This is a genomic window from Micromonospora kangleipakensis (assembly GCF_004217615.1).
Lineage (GTDB): Bacteria > Actinomycetota > Actinomycetes > Mycobacteriales > Micromonosporaceae > Micromonospora > Micromonospora kangleipakensis.
In genome coordinates, this window is sequence record NZ_SHLD01000001.1 from 5,203,690 (window position 1) to 5,222,019 (window position 18,330).

Consider the following 18,330-nt stretch of genomic DNA (forward strand, 5'->3'; position numbering starts at 1 on the left):
CGGTGGAGACCACCGCCCCCGGCGCTCAGACGACGTGTCGGCGGACCAGCACCCGCAGCGTCACGTAGCCGGGCAGCACCGGCAGCCAGAAGGTGGCCAGCCGGTACACCAGCACCCCGGCGACCGCCGTGTCCACCCCGACCCCGTACAGCAGCAGGCCGGAGACGAGCGCCGCCTCGGTGGCCCCCAGCCCGCCGGGGGTCGGGGCGGCGGACGACACCCCCTCCCCGACGACGCAGACCAGCAGCACCGGCGCGACGAGCGCGGGCTCGACCGGCAGGCCGACGGCGAGGAGCGACAGGCAGAGCGCGGTGCCGTACGCGAGGGTGAGCCCCAGGCTCGCCGCCAGCAGCCGGGTGATCCGTCCGCTGCGGGCCAGCGAGCGTAGCGCCTGCGCCGCCTGGCGCCGGGCCGCGCCGACCCGCGCGCGCAGCCGGGGTACGGCCAGCGTCGCGGCGACGATCAGCAGCACCGCCAGCACGGCCAGCAGCACGAACAGCCCCCGCCCGGTGGCGGCGCCCACCAGATGGCGGCGCGCGCCGCGGGCGAACGGCAGCAGGACGGGCAGCAGCAGGCCGACGGAGACGATGCCCGAGATCCGGTCCACGGCGACCGCGGTGGCCGCGGCCGGGACCGGCAGGCCCTGCTGGCGCAGGTAGCGGATGCTCAGCGCGGCGCCACCGACGGCGCCCGGGGCGAGCCGGTTGACGAACGACGCGGCCACCTGCACCGCGACCGTCCGGCCGAGCGGCACCCGGCCGGCGGCGGCGAGGCGCAGCACCAGCGCGCTCAGCAGGTAGGTGGTGGCCGAGGCCAGCAGGGCGCCGGTCACGGCCAGCGGGTCGGCGTGCAGCACGGCGTGCAGCGCGGCCCGCACCTGGCCGAGCTGCGGCAGCAGGAAATGCACCAGCAGACCGAGCATGACCAGCAGGAACACGTCGCGTCGGGTGATCCGGACGACCCGGGCCAGCCGGTCCTGCCGGCCGGGGCACCGGCGCGCGATCTCGTCGCGGAGGTCCGCCAGCAGGCCGGGGCGGGTATCGGCCAGGGCGCGACCGGCCCGGGACAGCAGCGCCGGTTGCAGCCAGCGCAGCGTGTCGGCGACCGGACCGGCGCCGAGCTGCCGGATCGCGGCGTCGACGGCCGGCCGTACGCCGGCCAGCGCGGCCAGCGTGACCAGGAGCTCCACCAGGTCGCGGGCCTGCTGCTCGGCCGAGGCGTCCTCGGTGCCGAAGCCGAGGTCGACCAGCCAGGCCGAGGAGTCGGCGACCAGCACGTTGGCCGCCCGCAGGTCCCGGTGGGCCAGGCCGGCCCGGTGCAGCCGGGCCACCTGCCGGCAGACGTCGTCGAGGACGTCCGGCCCGAGGTCGGCCGCGTCCAGGGCGTCGAGCGGCCGGCCGGGCACGAACTCCAGGACCAGCAGCGCGTCGCCCACCGCGTCGGTTGCGGTGGTGACCAGGTTCGGGGTACGCACCCCGGCCCGCTCGGCGAGCAGCAGCAGGTACGCCTCGTGCTCGTTCTTCTGCTTCGCCGTCACGTACGGCGGCTCGTCGGCGATGCCCCGGTAGCGCAGCCGGCGGTAGAGCTTGTAGAGCCAGTCGGCGTCCCGCTGGCGGCCACCGGTGACCTTGACGAAGAGGCGTCGTCCCTCGGTGGTGGTGACCTGCCACGGGCGGGAGCCCCGGGCGTCGCCCCGGACCGGCGTCAGCTCGGCCACCTCGACGCCCCGGCCGAGGAGGACCTGTCGGAGCCGCCGGGCCGAGTCGCCGGGGCCAACGTCGCCGACGATCAGCCGGGTGAGGCTGGCGGCGAACCAGCCGAGCAGGAACCCGCCGAGCACGTCGACCGGCAGATGGGCGCCGACGTGGATCCGGGCGGTGCCGACCGCCGCCACGGCGAGCCAGACCAGGCCGCGCAGCCGGGCGGGCAGGGCCGGGGCGAGCACCACGGCGAGCGCGGTAACCACCGCCATGTGCCCGGAGGGGTACCCGAACCGCCCGGTGACCGTGTCGTGGAACCGGATGTCGGCCAGGAACCCGCCGGGTCGCGCCCGGCCGATCAGGGTTTTGCCGAGGAGGGCCGACCAGTAGGCGAGGTTGCCGGCGATCAGCAGGTCCCGGGCCAGGCCGATCCGCCGGGCCGCGACCGCGCCGGCCGCCGCCACCAGCACCGCCGGGTACGCGCCGAGCTGCATGACCAGGACCAGGGCCGGTCCGACCGGCCCGGGGATCTGGTTGACCAGGGCGAAGAGGTCCCGTTCCCAGCGGCCGGGCGGCCGGTGCCGGGCCCACAGGCTGACCGCGACGAGCAGCCCGCCGGAGACCGTCAGGCTGAACACCAGCGCCGGCGACGGCCGGTGGGTCCGGGGCATTCCCGGCCCTAGCGGGCGTCCGGCGGGCGCGGGCCGCCGGTACGCGGGGCCGGGCCCGGCTGGGACGTCCTCCGGCCGGCTGCCGCGCTGTCCCGCATGGGTCGACCATAGGGCGACCCCGGGGCGCGACGGGCCGCAACCGGGGCGATTCGTCCCCTCCCCGCGCCGGGCGGCCCGGCCGGAGCCGGGGCTGGGCGCGGCGGCGGCCGGGGCCGGGACTAGGCGCGGCGGCGGCCGGTCGGGCGGGGGCGACGGCGGGCGACCAGCACCGCCACCAGCACCCCGACGATGGTGGCGCCGCCGGCGACCGGCCCGATGACCCGCCAGTCCCCCTCGGCCATCCGGCGGGCGGCGGTCGCGGCGGGGCCGTGCCACGGGGCGGGCGTGGTCGGCGGGGCCGGGGAGCCGCTCGGGGCGGCCTCCGCCGCGTCCAGCTCGCCCGGCTCGACGAGCCGACCGACCGAGGCGTCCCGGGGCAGCGCGAAGCCCCAGTCCAGCAGCTGGGCGCCCTGCTGCCAGCCGCGGACCGGCCGGGCCTCGGCGCCGAGCAGGGTGACCACCAGTCGCCGGCCGTTGCGCTGGGCGGCGCCGACGTAGCTGTGCCGGGCCAGCTCGGTGAAGCCGGTTTTGCCGCCGAGCGCCCCCGGGTACCGGTAGATGAGCTGGTTCTCGTTCTGGATCTGGAACCCGCCCTTCTTGAGCGCGGGCTGGGCCGGGATCTGGGTCCGCTCGGTGAGCGCGTACCGGCGGAACAGCGGGTTGGCGAAGCAGGACCGGGCGATCAGGGCGAGGTCGTACGCGCTGGTGAACTGCCCCTTGCCGTCCAGGCCGGAGGGGGTGACCGCGTGGGTCTGTCGGGCGCCGAGCCGGCGGGCCTCCTCGTTCATCGCGCGGACCCCGCCGGTCACGCCCCCGGTGCCACCGCCGAGCCGGGCCAGCACGTTCGCCGCCTCGTTGCCGGAGTTGAGCAGCAGCCCCAGCCAGACCGTCTCGACGGTGTACCGGCCGCCCACGAGCAGGCCGACAGCGGAGCTGCCCGGGGCGATCTTCAGGTCGCCCCGGGTCACGGTGACCACCTGCTTCGGGTCGAGCTTCGGCATCATGGTGGCCGCCAGCAGCAGCTTCTGGGTGCTCGCCGGGGTGCCGTACTCGTGCGGGCCGCAGGCGCCGAGCACCGCGCCGGTGTCCAGGTCGGCGACGAGCCAGGACGTCGCGGTGACCGCCGGCGGGGCCGGCGCGCCGGCCGGCGCGACCAGTCCCGGCGTGTCGAGCTGCTCGCCACCGACCACCCGGTCCTGCGGCACGGCTGGCGGGGGCACCGGCTGGGGCGGCCGGGACACCTTCGGGGCCGGCGCCTTCGGGCAGGGCAGCGGCGCGCGGGCGGCCCGCGCGCCCGGCGCGGCCTGGGCGGGCGCGGCGTGCGCCGGCACGGTCGGCACGACGGTCACGAGTACGGCGGCGGTGGCGGCGGCCAGGACCCGGGCTCTCATGACCACGCAGACTAACCCGCAAGATCGCTTGGCCGCGGCCGACCCCGGGGTCCGCCGGCGGCCGGATCTGCTACGCCGGTGATGTCGCCGGCCTGCGGCGCTCGGCGACCCTGACCGGTCGCCACCTCGACCACCGGGCGGCCCTGCGCGACCCGGTCCGCCGCCCGACCGGAGAGCTGCCGATCCGCAGCGCCGACGGCGGGCGGGTGGTCTTCACCGGCACCCCCGCCGACCTGGTCGCGCACGGCGACACCGTCACCGCCCGCCACCTGCGCCGGTACGTCTCCGGGTGACCGGCCGGCCCACCGCCCGGTCAACGGGCGGCGGGGCCGTCCCGGGCCGGGTCGATCCGCCGGAGCCAGCGTCGCTGCCACGGCGTCTCGACCGCGCGCGGATGGTGGTGCGCGCGTACCCAGGCCACCGCCCGCTCCGCGGGCAGCCCGTCGAGGACGGCGAGCGCGGCGAGCGCGGTGCCGGTCCGGCCGACACCGCCCCGGCAGGCGATCTCCACCCGCTCCCCCGCGTACGCCCGCCGCCGTGCCTCGCGCAGCGCGTCGAGCGCGTCGGCGCGGTCCAGCGGCAGCCAGAAGTCGGGCCAGCGGATCCGCCGGTGCGGCCAGGCGGGGTAAGGGCCGGGGGCGAGCAGCAGGGCGAAGTCGGCCGGCGAGGCGGCGTCGGCGATCCGCCGCCCGCGCACCACGGCCCCGCCGGGCAGCGTCACCAGCCCGGCCCGGTCCACCCAGGAGTCCCCTGCCATCGCCCCCATTGTGCCGCCGCCGGGAATGCGGGACGCCCGCCGGACCACTGTCGGGCGGGCATCCCGCTCTGGTCCGGGCCCTGCCCGGTGCGATCGGTCAGCGACCGCTCAGCCCGAAGCGCTCGCGGCGACGCCAGGCCAGGGTCAGCAGCATCAGCACGGCACCGGCGCCCACCAGCCCGCCACCGGACCCGAGCTCGGGTGCGCTGTCGGGACCTGCTCCGGCGGCGCGGCACACCGCTATGCCTCACGCCACTCTCCACTCCAAAAAGCGGACAGACGTGCCCATTGGTCGTTTTCTAGCACTAACGACTAGGACTCAGTGGTGCTATTCGACCCTTTTACGCCTTCAAGCGTTTATGCGAGTTTCGCTAGGAGCGACCGCCGGCCGGCGCTGTGCCGGCTGCCACCTCGTGGAGCATCTGCTCGATCCGGTCGACCCCGGCCCGCAGCGACATCTCCCGCAGGTAGGCCTCACGTCCCCGGCGGCCCATGTCGGCGCGGGCCGGCGGCGGGATGGCGGAGGCCAGCCAGAACCGGTCGGCCAGCGCGGCCCAGTCCTCCGGCGGGCAGGAGAGCCCTGCCCGGGCCCGCTCCACCAGCTCGACGGTGTCGCCGCCGGCCGAGGCGACCACGGGCGAGGCGCAGGAGAGGGCCGCCTGCAGCTTCCCGGGCACCATGCCGCGCAGCTCCGGCAGGTCCCGCAGCATCACCAGCTGGTAGTCCGCCGCCGCGTACAGCTCCGGCATGTCGACCGGTGAGCGCCGCTCCACGAAGCGGACGTTCTCCGCCCGGAGCTCGGCGGCGAGCCCCCGCACCCGCCGCTCCTCCGCGCCCGAGCCGACCAGGACCAGGTCCATCCGATCGTCCAGCGCCGCCGCCGCGCGCACCGCGGTCTCCAGACCCTGCCGTACGCCGATCGTGCCGGCGTGCATCACCACGCACCGGCCGTCCCGGCGGACCAGCCGGCGGGCGGCCCGGCTCGGCTCGGTCGGGTGGAAGATCCGTTCGTCGGTCCAGTTGAGCACGTTCCGCACCCGGGCCGGGTCGGCGCCGCCGTCGGAGACCAGGTCGCGCATGGACGGTGCGCTGACCGCGATGCCGTCGGCCTCCGAGTAGAGCCGACGCAGGGTGGCACCGACCCGCCCCGACCAGCGTCGGGTGTCGGCGCCGCGGGACGGGTCCTCCTCGGGCCAGACGTCCTGCACGTGCAGCACGGTCGGCACCCGGCCGAGCAGCCGGAGCAGGCCGGCGGCGGCGAAGGTGACCGCCGGAAGCTGGAAGACGTACAGGGCGTCGACGTCGCCGAGGTAGCGCCGGCCGGTGAGCGCCACGCTGCCGGCGAAGGACAGCCAGCTGGCCATCCGCGCCCGCGTGGACCCGTCGCCCCCGGCGTACCGGGGCACCCGGCGGACCGTCAGCCGCTCGCTGCGCGTCTGGTGCCGCCAGCGCTGCCGCCAGCCCGGATAGACATGCCCGCCGGGGTAGTCCGGGAAGCCGGTCAGGACGCGGACCTCGTGCCCGCGGGCGGCCAGCTCCTCCGCCAGGCTGCCGGGGATGAACGCCGGCTCCGGCGGGAAGTGGTACGAGAGGATGCCGATCTTCATGCGTCGACCCCCGGCGCGGCGGCCCGGCGGCGGGCCGCCGGCACCCCGTACGATGCCGACAACCCCTCTGCGTCCGGCCGCAACCGCCGGAGCACCGCCGTCGCGGCGATCCGTCCCGCGACCGTGCCGACGAGAGGGGTGCAGATGGTCGACGGGGTGCTCTTCGTCTGCCACGCCAACATGTGCCGGTCACCGATGGCGGAGTACATCGCGCGGCGACTGCTCGCCGCGCACCCGGTCACGGTGGCCAGCGCGGGGACCGACGCCGTCGACGGGGCGCCCATGCACCCGTACGCGATCGACGTCGCGGCCGGGGCCGGCGCCGACCCCACCGGTTTCCGCACCCGGAAGCTGCGCCCGGAACACCTGACGAGGGCAACGGTGGTGCTGACCGCGACCCGGCGCCAGCGCTCGCTCTGCACGGCGCTGGCCCCGGGGGTGCTGCACCGGACCTTCACCCTCCGCCAGTTCGCCCGGCTGGCCGCCGCGGCGGAACCGCCGAAGGACCCGGCCGGCCGACCGCTGCGGGCGGCGGTCGAGGCGGCGGCCCGCGCCCGGGGGCGGCTGCAACCCGCCGCCCCCGACGCGGACGATCTGCGTGACCCGATCGGTGGTACGCCGGCGGACTTCCGACGCTGCGCCGAGGAGATCGAACAGTCGATCACACCCATGCTGGCGCTCATCGGGACAGCCGGGTGAGTTCCTGAGTCGGATCGCTGACCCGGTCCGTCTCGGCACGCTCGCCGGCGGACGCCCGGTCGGCGGGCACGGACGGCGCGGGCGGAACGGCCACCCGGTACGCCTCGTACTGGTAGGCGTCCGCCTTCGGCAGCTTCGCCATGTTCAGCACGCAGCCGAGCAGCCGGACCGAGACCGAGTGCAGCGACGCGGCGGCGGCGGCCACCTGGCTGCGCGAAGTCCGGCCCTGCTGGGTGATGAGCAGCGCGCCGTCGGCCTGCACCGCCACCACCACCCCGTCGGTCACGGCCAGCAGCGGTGCGGTGTCGATGATCACGATGTCCGCTGACTCCCGCAGGGCGAGCAGCAGATCCGCCATCGCCTTGGAACCGAGCAGTTCGCTCGGGTTGGGCGGTGCGGACCCGCTGGGGAGCACCAGCAGGGACTTGTCGCCCCAGCGCTGGACGACGTCGCCCACCTGGACGTCGCCGACGAGGACGTCGGTGAGGCCGACGCCGCCGTCGAGGCCGAGAAAGTCGGCCACCTTGGACCGACGCAGGTCGGCGTCGACGAGCAGCACCCGCCAGCCCGCCTCGGCCAGCGCGATGGCCGTGTTGCATGCCATGGTGGTCTTGCCCTCGCCCTGGAGAGCGCTGGTCACCGCGATGACCCGGGCCGGCTCGTGCACGTCGACGAAGCGCAGGTTGGTGCGGAGCTTCCGGACGGCCTCCGCGCGCGCCGAGTTCGCCGCCTCGCCGACGATCAGCGGGGCGCTCCGGGCGCCGCTCTCGAACGGGACCACCCCCAGCAGCGGGCTGCCGGTCACCCGCTGGAGCGCGGCGGCGTCCCGCATCCGCACGTCGGCCAGCCCGCGCAGCAGGGCCAGCGCCATGCCGAGCAGCAGGCCGAGCACGCCGCCGATGACCAGGTTGCGTACCGGCTGCGGGGAGACCGGGTTGGAGCTCACCCGGGGTCCATTGACCACCTCCAGCTTCATCGGGGCGGAGCTGCCGCCCGGCGGCGTCTCCACCTTCTGGACCAGCTCCACGAACTTGGCAGACAGGGTTTCGATGATCTTCAGGGCGCGGGTCTGGTCGGTGTCGGTGATCGTCGCCTTCAGCAGCACCGTGCCCGCCTCGGTGGAGGTCCTGACCCGCCGTTGCACCTGGTCGGCGGTGAGCCCGACCTGGTTCTCAGCCACCACGCTCTGCGCCAGCCGGTCGCTGGTGAGCAGGTCGGCGTACGACTTGACGCGCTGCTGGAGGAAGAGCCCGCCCTGGTAGGCGTCGGTGACGCCCTGGCTGGGCGTGGTGACGAAGAAGGTCACCGAGGCCATGTACCGGGGTGGGGTCCGGACCGTCACGAGGGCGGCCGTACCCAGCGCCACCATCAGGGTGATCAGAACGATCCACCAGTGGCGTCGGATCAGGCGCAGGTAGCTGCGAACTTCCATCACAACTCCCCTCGCGTCGAGCCAGCTATCCGGAAAAACTGCACGAAGACCCCCCTAAGACGCCCAGTACGCGTGCCAGTATCTAAAGCACTCATCCTTCTTAGCGGACGACTCAACGAATGTAGACGATCAGACCGGCACACAAGTACCAAATCCTCCCATTCTCGGACCAGACGCGGGGGCAGACCATGGATCGCGAAGCCACCACCGCCGATGCAGTCGCAGCACTCCGCGCCGGGGCCACCCACCGCGCGGCCACCCCGTGTCTGCTAACGCTGGACACCGTCGCCTGGTGCGCCGGTTTTCTGGGTGCCGCCTGGACCCGCTTCGAATTCGGCCCGACCCCGAGTCCAGTCCGTCCGGCACCGTGGTCCGCTCCCGGCTCCGCTGGCGCCACCCGATCGGCAGCGCCGGTGAGGCCCGCGACCCGGCCGGCACCAGCGCGCTCGCCGCCCTGGTCACGCTGACCGGGCTGCTGCCGGTCACCGACCGGCCGGTACCGGCCAGCACGCCGCTGGTGGGCACCGCCGTCGCCCTGCTCCTGATGGGCGCGGCCCGGGCCGTCTGGCGCGCCCACCGGGAACGCCGCCAGCGCCCGGTCCGCGGCGCGGAGCGGTGCCTGGTCTACGGGTGGACGAGGCCAGCGAGCGGCTCGTCCGGGTGCTCCTCGGCGACCCGCGCAGCCGGTACGTCCCGGCCGGGCTGCTCACGAGCACCCCGGCCGCCGCCGGCAGCGCCTGGCGGGGCTACGCGTACTGGGCGGCCGGGAGCAGATCGGCGAGGCCGTACGGCGGACCCGGGCGCGTACGGTGATCTTCTCGATGAGCGGCTCGGACGCCGAGCTGATGCGCGACGTGCGCAGCCGCACCCGCCAGGCCGGCGCCGCCTTCAAGGTGCCTCCCGCGGTACGCGAGCTGCTGGACCGGGCCAGTGGCGATGACCGACGTGCTGGACATGCAGATCACCGACCTGCTCGGCCGGGCGCAGCGGGTGGCCGACCTGGCCGTGGAACGCAACGGCCTGGCCGGTCGCCGGGTCCTCGTCACCGGGGCCGGTGGCTCCATCGGGTCGGAGCTGTGCCGGCAGGTCGCCCGCTGCGAGCCCGGCGAGCTGATGATGCTGGACCGCGACGAGTCGGCGCTGCACGCCCTGCAGATGTCGCTGCACGGCCGGGCGCTGCTGGACGGGCCGGAGCTGATCCTGGCCGACATCCGGGACGCGGAGGCATCGCCCGGGTCATCGCCGACCGGCAGCCGGACATCGCCTTCCACGCCGCCACCCTGAAGCACCTGACGATGCTCCAGCGGCGCGGCGAGGCGATCAAGACCAACGTCCGGGGCACCCTGAACGTCCTGAGGCGTGCCGGGACGTCGCCGAGTTCGTCAACATCTCCACCGACAAGGCGGCGAACCCGATCAGCGTGCTCGGCTACTGCAAGCGGCTCACCGCCCACTACGCCGAGCAGCTCGGCGCGGCGTACCTCAGCGTCCGGTTCGGCAACGTGCTCGGCAGCCGGGGCTCGGTGCTGACCGCGTTCCAGGCGCAGATCGAGGCCGGGGGGCCGATCACGGTCGCCCACCCGGACGTCACCCGGTACTTCATGACCGTGCAGGAGGCGGTGCACCTGGTCCTCCAGGCGGCCACCATCGGCCGGGGCGGGGAGGCGCTGGTCCTCGACATGGGCGAGCCGGTCCGCATCGCCGACGTGGCCCGCCGGCTCGCCGCCGAGGCGTCCGTCCCCGCCGAGATCGTCTTCACCGGGCTGCGGGCGGGCGAGAAGCTGCACGAGCACCTGTTCGGCGCCGACGGGACGGACAGCCGGCCGCTGCACCCGCTCATCTCGCATGTCCGGGTGCCGTCGCTCGCCCCCGACGAGGTGCGCGGGCTGGACCCGTACGCCGACCCGGACGAGCTGATCAAGCGGTTGGCGGTGCTCTGCACGGAGACCGGGGCGGCACTGAGCGTGCCCGGCCCGCGCTGACCGGCCCACGCGGTGGGGCGGCCCGTCCGCTCGGCGTCCCACCGCGTCCGGTCCGCGCCGCGCCTCCGAGCGTCGCGGCTCAGCGCCGGCGCTCAGCCGCCCGCTCCTCCTCGGTCTCCTCGGTCTCCTCCAGCGCGTCGGCGAACGGCTCCGTGAAGTCGTCGGCCGGCACCGCGATCTCCTCGATCCGGTCCTGCTCGTCGGGGCGCGCGCCGGCCGGCGGCTCGGGGGCGGTGGCGTCACCGGCGAAGCCGTACTCGTTGGGCTCGTCGTGCCTGCTCATGCGCTTGTCCTCCGGTCTTCTCCGTGTTCGCCTCTCGCCGCCAACGCTAGTGCGGTGTCCATGAACGTTGGCCTGGATGGTGGGGGTTGGGAAATTGTCGTAGGCGTGGTGTTGGCTTCGGTCCGTGCCTCGCCGTCGAGATCCCGCCGCCCCGCGGGTCATGCATCGCACCGCACGCGTCGCGTTGCGGGTGACGCCCGGGCAGCGGCGCCGGTGCTTCGGGCTGCTGCGCTCCGCCGGTGACGTGTGGACGTGCGTGCTGGAGGTCAACGCGTGGCGGCGCCGCCGCCGGGACGTACCCCTGTCCGGCTATCAGGAGTTGTGCCGGGAGATGGCGGCGTCCGGGCCGGGCACGTTCGCGGAGCTGGACACCACGGGTGCCCGGTCGGTGTTGCGCCGGTTCTCCGATGCGTGGTTCGCGGCGGCGAAACGTCGCAAGGGCGGTGACCTGTCGGCGCGGTTCCCGCGTCGGCGGCGGGGGCTGGTGCCGGTGCGCTGGTATCACGGCACGTTCACCCTCGACGGACGCCGGGTGCGGATACCCACCGCCAAAGGTGGGGCGCCGTTGTGGGTGCGCCTGGCGCGGGAGGTGCCGTATCCGGCCGAACAAGTCCGGTCGATCACGCTGCTGTGTGAAGGTGGGCGCCTGTTCCTCGATGTCACCGCCGAGGTGCCGGTGGCGGTCTACCCGCCCGATGAACAACCGGACCCAGCCAGGGTCGCCGGGGTGGACCTGGGAATCATCCACCCCTACGCGGTGGCCGGCCCCGACGGCGAGGGGTTGCTGGTGTCCGGGCGGGCGATCCGCGCCGAGCACCGCATGCACCTGGCCGACACCAAGGCCCGCCGTCGCGCCGTTGCCCCCAGGGCGCCGAAACCTGGTCAGAAGGGATCCCGGCGGTGGCGGCAGTACCGGCGCCGGGCACGGCTGGTGGAGGGCCGGCACCGGCGCAGGGTCCGTCAGGCCCAGCACGAAGCCGCCCACAGCGTCGTCTCGTGGGCGGTGCGGCAGCGGGTCGGTGTCCTGCACGTCGGCGACCCCCGCGGAGTGCTGGACCTGCCGGCGGGGCGGCGGCACAACCTGCGGCTACGGCAGTGGCAGATCGGCCGGCTCCTCCAAGTCCTCACCGACAAGGCCACTCTCGCCGGTATCACCGTCCGACTGGTCGACGAACGCGGCACCTCCTCCACCTGCCCCGCCTGCCGCAGGCGGGTACCCAAACCCCGCGGCAGGACCTTGTCCTGCCCGCACTGCGCATTCTCCGGCCACCGCGACCTCGTCGCGGCCGCCAGCATCGCCACCCGTATTCCGGGCGGCGGACCCACCACCCCGACAGCGGTCGTGCTGCCGCAGGTGGTCACGCACCGTCGAGCCGGCCGACACCTGCCCGGTGCCGGCCGGTCCCGACGTGACCCCCGCCGCCCACCCGGGCCGGCGCGAGGATCAGTTGGCCCGCGGAGGCCCGCCCCACCACCCGGTGGGGAGTCGCTCGCCCCCAAGGCGAGGATCCACAACGTCCACCGGAAACCCGGTGCGCGTTAGTGGACACCGCACTAAGCGGTGATCGTCTCCGCCGCAGCGGGGCGGCGATGTTGGGGCCGGGCCGGGCGGGCCGGCGGCCAGGGTCGCCCAGAGGAGCTGCCGCAGCGCCACCACGACCGCCGCCACCGCCAGCGCCGACCAGCCGCCGGCCATGGAGAGGCGCAGCAGTCCGGCGGCGACCAGCAGGTCCAGCAGGATCCGCAGCGCGGCCCGCCAGGAACCGGTGGTGACCAGGGCGGCGAAGGCGCCGAGGAAGGCCAGCCCGGTGGTCAGGTCCGGCAGCGCGCCGGTCACGGCGGCGGCCCGCCGCCCGCCTGGCCCACCTGCCGCTGCTCCTGGGCGATCTCCCGGCGGAGGAAGAAGTTCAGCGCGGTCCGGATGGTGGCGATCGCCGCGACCTGCCCGATCTCGGTGAAGGTCGGCGACACCGCGGTACGCAGGATGTCCCCCGCGAGCTGGAACTCCAGCCCGAGGGTGAGGAACCGGCCCAGGGAGAGCCGGATCGGGGTGAAGAGGGCGGCGTCGCGGTGCCGGAGTCCCACGACCACGAACCGCAGCGCCGCCCAGAGCGCTCCGACGAAGATGATCACCGCGCCGGCGACCTCCACCACGGCGACCAGGATCTGGTCGCCGTGGCGCAGGACCTCCGACCACCGCATCCGGAGCTGTTACCCGTCCCGGGGAGCAGTAGTCGGTGGGCGGGGACCGGCCGGCCCGGAGGGCTCAGGAGAGCTCGGCGACCGCCTCGAAGATCAGCCAGAGGCCGCAGATGGCGAAGAGCACCGCGGCGCCGTACCGGATGGCCTTCTCCGGCAGGTGCCGGCCGAGGAGCCGGCCGACCAGGATGGCCAGCGCGTCGGCGGCCACCATGCCGAGCGTGGAGCCGAGCCAGGTGCCGAACCAGCCGTACTTGGTGGCCAGGGTGATGGTCGCGAGCATGGTCTTGTCGCCCAGCTCGGCCAGGAAGAACGCGACACCGACGGCGACGATCGCCGACTTGCCGGTCTTCTCGGCCTTGCGCTTCTCCTCCTCGGTGAGCTTGTCGCCCCGCAGGGTCCACGCGCCGAAGGCGAGGAAGGCCAGACCCGCGATCAGCGAGATCCAGCCGGTGGGCAGGGCGGCGTTGAGGCCGTACCCGATCGCGACCGACGCGAGGTGCACGATCGCGGTGGCGACCGTGATGCCGATCAGCACGGGCATCGGCTTGAACCGAGTGGCGAACGTCAGGGCCATGAGCTGGGACTTGTCACCCAGCTCGGCGACGAAGATGACGCCGAAGCTGATCACGAGCGCGACGAGGAAACCGTCCATGTGAACCTTCCCGATCAAGCCGGGAGGAGGTACAGGGGCGCCCTCGACCCGGCTGCGACAGCCTGAGTCGAAGGTCTCGCCCGCCCCGGGGCCGGGGCCGCGTGGCCGGATGCGGAACGCATCAGTATGTCGACCACGACATTGGGGGCTACTCCCCTTCGCGTCGGCCAGCGTAGCCCACCCCGCCCGGCGCGGGCCGCTGCGGGTGAACAGGGTCACCCGCGGCGGCCTCCGGCCCGGCCGCTCAGTCGGCCCGGGCGAGCGTGACGCCGAAGAGGCCGTCCGGGTCGGTCCAGAAGGCCTCCGGGGTGAACCCGGCGGCGGTCAGATCGGCCGCGATCCCCTCGGGCCGGAACTTCGCCGAGACCTCGGTCCGCAGCTCCTCCCCGGCGGCGAACTCGACGTCCAGGTCGAGCACCCGCACCCGCATCGGGCGCTCGGCGCGCAGGCGCATCTCGATCCACTCCCGCTCCGGCACCCAGGCTGCCACGTGGGTGAAGGCCTCCGGCTCGAAGTCCGCCCCCAGCTCCCGATTGATCACCCGCAGCACGTTGCGGTTGAACTCGGCGGTCACGCCGGCCGCGTCGTCGTACGCCGGCACGATCACCGCCGGGTCCTTGACCAGGTCGGTGCCGATCAGCAGCCAGTCGCCGGCCTCCAGCGCGGCGCGCATCGCGGTCAGGAACTCTGCCCGCTCGACCGGCAGCAGGTTGCCGATCGTCCCGCCGAGGAAGACCACCAGCCGCCGGCCGCCGGTGGGCAGCCGGTCCAACTGCCGGGTGAAGTCGCCGACGATCCCGCGTACCCGCAGCCCCGGATAGTCGGCGGCGATCTCCTCGGTGGACTGCCGCAGGGCGCTGATCGAGACGTCCAGCGGCACGAAGGTGCCCAGCCCACCGCGGCGGGTGAAGGCGTCCAGCAGCAGCCGGGTCTTCTCCGACGAGCCGGACCCCAGCTCGATCAGCGTCTTCGCGCCGGTCAGCTCGGCGATCTCGCCGGCCCGCTTGGCCAGCACGGCCCGCTCGGCCCGGGTCGGGTAATACTCCGGCAGCCGGGTGATCTCCTCGAAGAGTTCGCTGCCCCGGGCGTCGTAGAACCACTTCGGTGGCAGCCACTTCGGCTCGGCGGTCAACCCGAACCGGACGTCCTCCCGCAGGCCGCGGTCGAGGTCCTGCTCCTCCAGGTAGATCTCCAGTGGCTCCGCGCTCATGAGGTGTCCCTTCCGTTGGCGAACGTCCCTGTCCCACCTGCGAAAAAGTCCGGCGTCACCCGCCCGCCAGGGCGCGGGTCCGCACCCCGGCCCGGGTGGCCACCACCAGCTGCCCGTCCGGCACCGGCCGCCAGTCGGGGTCGTCGTCGAGGGGCTCGGAGGCCAGCAGCACCGAGTCCCCGGCGGTCCGGACCGACAGCGCGTGGCCGGCGGCGCTGGCCACCACCGTCCGGCCATCGGTCAGCAACAGGTTCAGCCGGGAGCCGGGGGCGGCCGTCGCGACCGCCGCCACGGTGGCGGCCACCGCCGCGGCCGGCTCCTCCCCGGCCCGCAGCCGGTGCCGGACCAGCGCCCACAGCAGCGCGGCGTCGGTCGGCGCGTCCAGCGTGAGCAGGTCGCGTACCGGCAGCTCGGCGGCGAGCGGGACCATCGCGTCCGGCCAGCCCCGGACCACCCCGTTGTGGCTGAACAGCCAGCGCGCCTCGGCGAAGGGCGCGGCGGCGCTCTCCTGCACCGGCATGCCGACGGTGGCCGAGCGGACGGCGGCGAGCACCGCGCCGGTGACGGTGACGGCGGCCAGCTCCGGCAGGGTGGTGTCGCCCCAGAGCGGCTGGGCCCGCCGGTAGCGGACCGGGTCGCCCTCACCCGGATACCAGCCGACGCCGAAGCCGTCGGCGTTGATCGTGCCGCCGCCGCGCATGTCCCGCGGCGCCCAGGACTGCCGCAGCAGCGAGTACGGCGGGTCGTACAGCAGGGTCCGCAGGCTGACCGGCGGTCCCAGGTACGCGAGGTGACGACACATCAGGCGGCACCGCCGCTCACACTGCCACCTCAGTTCGCGACTGCGGGGCTCGCAAGACCGGCTCACTCCTCGCGCTCACACTGCCACCTCAGTTCGCGACTGCGGGGCTCGCAAGACCGGCTCACTCCTCGCGCTCACACTGCCGCTCCGCTCCGCTCCGCAGCGTCGCGGGCGCAGCGGAACCCGCTGAAGATCTGTCGCCGGATCGGGTAGTCCCAGTTGCGGAAGGTGCCCCGGCAGGCCGCCTGGTCGGTGCCGAACGAACCGCCCCGCAGCACCCGGTAGTCGTCGCCGAAGAAGACCTCCGAGTACTCGCGGTACGGGAACGCGGCGAAGCCCGGATGTCCGCGGAAGGTCGTCGAGGTCCACTCCCAGACGTCGCCGATCAGCTGGTGCACGCCGAGCGGCGACGCCCCCGCCGGGTACGCGCCCACCGGCGCGGGCCACAGGTGCCGCTGCCCCAGGTTGGCGTGCTCGGTCGTGGGGTCCTCGTCGCCCCACGGGTAGCGGCGGGAGCGACCGGTGGCCGGGTCCCAGCGGGCCGCCTTCTCCCACTCGGCCTCGGTGGGCAGCCGCCGGCCGGCCCAGGCCGCGTACGCCTCCGCCTCGAAGAAGCAGACGTGCACCACCGGCTCGTCGTCACGGACCGGCGACCACCGGCCGAACCGCCGGTACGCCCAGCCGTCGCCGTCGCGCCGCCAGTGCATCGGCGCGGTCAGCCCCGCCTCGGTGCGGTGCCGCCAGCCCGCCTCGCTCCACCAGCGCGGCTCGTCGTACCCGCCGTCGGCGATGAACTCGCGGTATCGGCCGTTGGTGACCGGCGCGGCGTCGATGACGTACGCGGGCAGCTCGACGGTGTGCGCGGGGCGCTCGTTGTCCAGCGCCCACGGGTCGGTGGAGGTGCCCATGGTGAACGGGCCGGCCGGCACCAGCACCTCGCCGGCCACCCGGGCCCGCCGCTCCGGCGGCGGCGGCGCGTCCAGCACCGGCGGCCCCGAGCGCAGCTGGTGGGTGGCGAGCATGGTCTCGTCGTGCTGCTGCTCATGCTGCACGATCATCCCGAACGCGAACCCGTCGGCCACCAGTCCCCGGTCGGTGAAGCGGATGCCGTCGAGCAGGTCGTAGACCTTGTCCCGGACGGTGCCCACGTACGCTCGCGCCTCGGTCGGCGGCAGCAGCGGCAGCGACGGCCGGTCCTTGCGGGGCTGTTTGAAGGCGTCGTACAGGTCGTCGATGTCCTGGCGGACGGGTGGGCGGCCGCCGACGTCGCGGACCAGCCAGAGCTCCTCCTGGTTGCCGACATGGGCCAGGTCCCAGACCAGCGGGGACATCAGAGGCGAGTGCTGCCGCATCAGGTCGTCGTCGTCCACCGCCTCGGTGAGCAGGGCCGTGCGGGCCCGGGTCCGCTCCAGCTCCACCGCGATCCGGCTGCGCAGCCGCTCCGCCTCCGTGCCCGGCCGCTCGGTCGTCGTCACCGGTACCCCCTCTCCGCGGCGGCGCGGCGCCGCCGGATTCCTCGGGTCGTCTCCTCGTGCGTCCCCGGCGGCAGGTCCAGCCCCGGCAGGGCCGCCAGGGCCAGGTCGAACAGGGCCGCCGCCGCCGTGGCGAGCGGCCGGTCGGCGAGGCCGTACCGGGCGGCGGCGTGCCAGCGGTCCGCCACCGGGGCGGCGACGGTGAGCGCGGCCCGGGTGGTGCCCGGCTCGGCGAGCAGGGCGGCCAGCACCACGAGCGGCAGCGTCCACTCCCGACCGGGCTGGGCGTCCAGGTAGCGGACCTCCAGGTAGCCGCGCGGGCGTACCGGGGGGAAGAGCGTGCTGACGTGGTATTCCAGGTCGTCGGTGGTGGGTGGCCGGGGCAGCGCCCCGGCGAGCCAGTCGGCGAAGGTGACCCCGGTCGGCGGGGTCCAGTCCGGACCGTCGTCGCGCAGGCAGAGCAGCGGCGCGGCGAGGACGTACTCGGTCCAGGCCGCGACCGGGTCCCGGTCGGGCCGGGCCGGGGACCAGACCGGCCGGGTCCGGGTCGGGTCGATGGCCAGCCAGGCGGCCATCCGGGCCGAGGCCCAGCCGGTACGCCGGCCCGCGTGCCGGTCCGCGGTGGCGAAGGCGGCCAGCAACGGCGGCCCCATCGCGTGCACCGCCGCCCACCGCTCGGCCAGCCGCTCCGGCTCGCCGGCGTCCAGGCAGACCTGCAGCCCGGCGGTGCTGTACATCATGGTCCGACCGGCCGGTCCACGCTGGTCGAAGACGCAGCGCATGGCCTGGTAGCGAGGGGTTTCCACGACCAGGCGCGGTGGCCGCCAGGGGTCGATGCCGGTGTGGCCCAGGACCAGGCCGGCGGCGTCCAGCACGGCGGTCAGCGCGGCGATGTCGGTCTCGGTGGCCGCGATCAGCGCGGCGATCGACGATTGCGGCGGGGTGGAGATCTCCACCTGCCCGCCCGGCTCCACGGTCACGCTGCCGCCACCGGGGAGCGGCTCGGCGGGGCTCGTCCCGCCGATGGTGACGGGGCTGTGCCGCCCCAACGCCCGGCGCAGTCGTTCACGGTCGACGGGGCGGGCCGGGTCCGCCGCGTCGTGCACGGTCCATTCCAATTCGACGCCGGTGAACCTGGGTGGGCCGGTCTTGAAGCAGATCCTGGCGATGTGTCCGACCGCCCCGGCCGTGTCCCGCAGGACGGTCGCCCGGTCCAGCTCTGGTGACATCACCAAGAGACGGCTCCCTTCTCCACGCGGGTCCCGACCGCTGCGTCGACCGCGCTGTCACCGACCGTCGTCGGCGGGTGCACCCGCGGTCCCACCATCTTCTGTCTAGCAGACGGAATCCGCGCGCCCGTGGAGATGAATTT

General features: G+C 74.8%; 18 protein-coding genes. 6 read left to right on the forward strand and 12 right to left on the reverse strand.

What is annotated here, in order from left to right; all coding sequences use genetic code 11:
* Positions 1 to 25 precede the first annotated feature (25 nt).
* From EV384_RS25065 to EV384_RS25080, 4 genes are all read right to left on the reverse strand, one after another.
* Positions 26 to 2,371: a lysylphosphatidylglycerol synthase domain-containing protein gene (locus EV384_RS25065; RefSeq protein WP_130337032.1), complete on the reverse strand. Its 2,346-nt coding sequence runs from the start codon at positions 2,369 to 2,371 to the stop codon at positions 26 to 28.
* 218 nt (positions 2,372 to 2,589) lie between these two features.
* Positions 2,590 to 3,861 (reverse strand): D-alanyl-D-alanine carboxypeptidase family protein, encoded by a 1,272-nt coding sequence (locus tag EV384_RS25070; protein WP_130337034.1) that lies wholly within the window; start codon positions 3,859 to 3,861, stop codon positions 2,590 to 2,592.
* A 313-nt stretch (positions 3,862 to 4,174) separates the two neighbouring features.
* Positions 4,175 to 4,618 (reverse strand): protein-tyrosine phosphatase family protein, encoded by a 444-nt coding sequence (locus EV384_RS25075; protein WP_130337036.1) that lies wholly within the window; start codon positions 4,616 to 4,618, stop codon positions 4,175 to 4,177.
* A 371-nt stretch (positions 4,619 to 4,989) separates the two neighbouring features.
* Complete coding sequence (locus tag EV384_RS25080) at positions 4,990 to 6,225, reverse strand: glycosyltransferase family 4 protein (RefSeq protein ID WP_130337038.1); 1,236 nt, start codon at positions 6,223 to 6,225, stop codon at positions 4,990 to 4,992.
* A gap of 144 nt (positions 6,226 to 6,369) precedes the next feature.
* On the opposite strand from EV384_RS25080, the gene EV384_RS25085 reads away from it, so the two are divergent.
* On the forward strand, positions 6,370 to 6,924 hold the full coding sequence (locus EV384_RS25085) for an arsenate reductase/protein-tyrosine-phosphatase family protein (protein ID WP_130340805.1): 555 nt from the start codon (positions 6,370 to 6,372) through the stop codon (positions 6,922 to 6,924).
* On the opposite strand, the gene EV384_RS25090 is transcribed toward EV384_RS25085, so the two are convergent.
* The gene (locus EV384_RS25090; protein ID WP_130337040.1) at positions 6,905 to 8,356 is read right to left on the reverse strand and encodes a tyrosine-protein kinase domain-containing protein; all 1,452 of its coding nucleotides are present in this window, start codon (positions 8,354 to 8,356) and stop codon (positions 6,905 to 6,907) included. The two genes, EV384_RS25085 and EV384_RS25090, sit on opposite strands and share 20 nt — an antisense overlap.
* Before the next feature lie 630 nt (positions 8,357 to 8,986).
* Between EV384_RS25090 and EV384_RS36405 the strand changes: the two genes are divergently transcribed.
* The 4 genes from EV384_RS36405 to EV384_RS36880 all read left to right on the forward strand — a co-directional run bounded on the left by EV384_RS36405 (position 8,987) and on the right by EV384_RS36880 (position 10,337).
* Positions 8,987 to 9,169, forward strand: coding sequence for a hypothetical protein (locus EV384_RS36405; RefSeq protein ID WP_242624278.1), 183 nt, complete (start codon positions 8,987 to 8,989; stop codon positions 9,167 to 9,169).
* A gap of 123 nt (positions 9,170 to 9,292) precedes the next feature.
* Entirely contained in the window at positions 9,293 to 9,640 is a 348-nt protein-coding gene (locus EV384_RS36870; RefSeq protein WP_278045639.1) for a polysaccharide biosynthesis protein, read from the forward strand.
* Positions 9,637 to 9,885, forward strand: a complete 249-nt coding sequence (locus EV384_RS36875; protein ID WP_278045690.1) for a hypothetical protein — start codon at positions 9,637 to 9,639, stop codon at positions 9,883 to 9,885. The genes EV384_RS36870 and EV384_RS36875 overlap by 4 nt, the downstream gene beginning before the upstream one ends.
* The gene (locus EV384_RS36880; protein ID WP_278045640.1) at positions 9,777 to 10,337 is read left to right on the forward strand and encodes a polysaccharide biosynthesis protein; all 561 of its coding nucleotides are present in this window, start codon (positions 9,777 to 9,779) and stop codon (positions 10,335 to 10,337) included. The genes EV384_RS36875 and EV384_RS36880 overlap by 109 nt, the downstream gene beginning before the upstream one ends.
* Before the next feature lie 79 nt (positions 10,338 to 10,416).
* On the opposite strand, the gene EV384_RS25100 is transcribed toward EV384_RS36880, so the two are convergent.
* A complete protein-coding gene (locus EV384_RS25100; RefSeq protein ID WP_130337042.1) occupies positions 10,417 to 10,620 on the reverse strand; it encodes a hypothetical protein in 204 nt (67 codons plus the stop codon).
* 160 nt (positions 10,621 to 10,780) lie between these two features.
* On the opposite strand from EV384_RS25100, the gene EV384_RS25105 reads away from it, so the two are divergent.
* On the forward strand, positions 10,781 to 12,163 hold the full coding sequence (locus EV384_RS25105) for an RNA-guided endonuclease InsQ/TnpB family protein (protein ID WP_130337044.1): 1,383 nt from the start codon (positions 10,781 to 10,783) through the stop codon (positions 12,161 to 12,163).
* A gap of 290 nt (positions 12,164 to 12,453) precedes the next feature.
* Here the strand turns inward: EV384_RS25105 and EV384_RS25115 are convergent, their stop codons facing one another.
* From EV384_RS25115 to egtA, 6 genes are all read right to left on the reverse strand, one after another.
* Positions 12,454 to 12,822, reverse strand: a complete 369-nt coding sequence (locus tag EV384_RS25115) for a DUF1622 domain-containing protein (RefSeq protein ID WP_130337046.1) — start codon at positions 12,820 to 12,822, stop codon at positions 12,454 to 12,456.
* 64 nt (positions 12,823 to 12,886) lie between these two features.
* Complete coding sequence (locus tag EV384_RS25120; RefSeq protein WP_130337048.1) at positions 12,887 to 13,474, reverse strand: TMEM165/GDT1 family protein; 588 nt, start codon at positions 13,472 to 13,474, stop codon at positions 12,887 to 12,889.
* 244 nt (positions 13,475 to 13,718) lie between these two features.
* The gene (gene egtD / locus EV384_RS25125) at positions 13,719 to 14,684 is read right to left on the reverse strand and encodes an L-histidine N(alpha)-methyltransferase (RefSeq protein ID WP_130337050.1); all 966 of its coding nucleotides are present in this window, start codon (positions 14,682 to 14,684) and stop codon (positions 13,719 to 13,721) included.
* A gap of 55 nt (positions 14,685 to 14,739) precedes the next feature.
* On the reverse strand, positions 14,740 to 15,486 hold the full coding sequence (egtC, locus tag EV384_RS25130; RefSeq protein WP_130337052.1) for an ergothioneine biosynthesis protein EgtC: 747 nt from the start codon (positions 15,484 to 15,486) through the stop codon (positions 14,740 to 14,742).
* A gap of 134 nt (positions 15,487 to 15,620) precedes the next feature.
* Positions 15,621 to 16,961, reverse strand: a complete 1,341-nt coding sequence (gene egtB / locus EV384_RS25135; protein WP_130337054.1) for an ergothioneine biosynthesis protein EgtB — start codon at positions 16,959 to 16,961, stop codon at positions 15,621 to 15,623.
* Positions 16,958 to 18,193: an ergothioneine biosynthesis glutamate--cysteine ligase EgtA gene (egtA, locus tag EV384_RS25140; RefSeq protein WP_130337056.1), complete on the reverse strand. Its 1,236-nt coding sequence runs from the start codon at positions 18,191 to 18,193 to the stop codon at positions 16,958 to 16,960. Before egtA ends, egtB begins: the two co-directional genes overlap by 4 nt.
* Positions 18,194 to 18,330 lie beyond the last annotated feature (137 nt).

Coding starts and splice junctions, on each gene's coding strand:
- EV384_RS25085 (WP_130340805.1), top strand. CDS start 6,370: ATGGTCGACGGGGTGCTCTTCGTCTGCCACGCCAACATGTGCCGGTCA.
- EV384_RS25115 (WP_130337046.1), bottom strand. CDS start 12,822: ATGCGGTGGTCGGAGGTCCTGCGCCACGGCGACCAGATCCTGGTCGCC.
- EV384_RS25090 (WP_130337040.1), bottom strand. CDS start 8,356: ATGGAAGTTCGCAGCTACCTGCGCCTGATCCGACGCCACTGGTGGATC.
- egtC (WP_130337052.1), bottom strand. CDS start 15,486: ATGTGTCGTCACCTCGCGTACCTGGGACCGCCGGTCAGCCTGCGGACC.
- EV384_RS25105 (WP_130337044.1), top strand. CDS start 10,781: ATGCATCGCACCGCACGCGTCGCGTTGCGGGTGACGCCCGGGCAGCGG.
- EV384_RS25120 (WP_130337048.1), bottom strand. CDS start 13,474: ATGGACGGTTTCCTCGTCGCGCTCGTGATCAGCTTCGGCGTCATCTTC.
- EV384_RS25080 (WP_130337038.1), bottom strand. CDS start 6,225: ATGAAGATCGGCATCCTCTCGTACCACTTCCCGCCGGAGCCGGCGTTC.
- egtD (WP_130337050.1), bottom strand. CDS start 14,684: ATGAGCGCGGAGCCACTGGAGATCTACCTGGAGGAGCAGGACCTCGAC.
- EV384_RS36870 (WP_278045639.1), top strand. CDS start 9,293: ATGACCGACGTGCTGGACATGCAGATCACCGACCTGCTCGGCCGGGCG.
- EV384_RS25075 (WP_130337036.1), bottom strand. CDS start 4,618: ATGGCAGGGGACTCCTGGGTGGACCGGGCCGGGCTGGTGACGCTGCCC.
- EV384_RS25100 (WP_130337042.1), bottom strand. CDS start 10,620: ATGAGCAGGCACGACGAGCCCAACGAGTACGGCTTCGCCGGTGACGCC.
- EV384_RS25070 (WP_130337034.1), bottom strand. CDS start 3,861: ATGAGAGCCCGGGTCCTGGCCGCCGCCACCGCCGCCGTACTCGTGACC.
- EV384_RS25065 (WP_130337032.1), bottom strand. CDS start 2,371: ATGCCCCGGACCCACCGGCCGTCGCCGGCGCTGGTGTTCAGCCTGACG.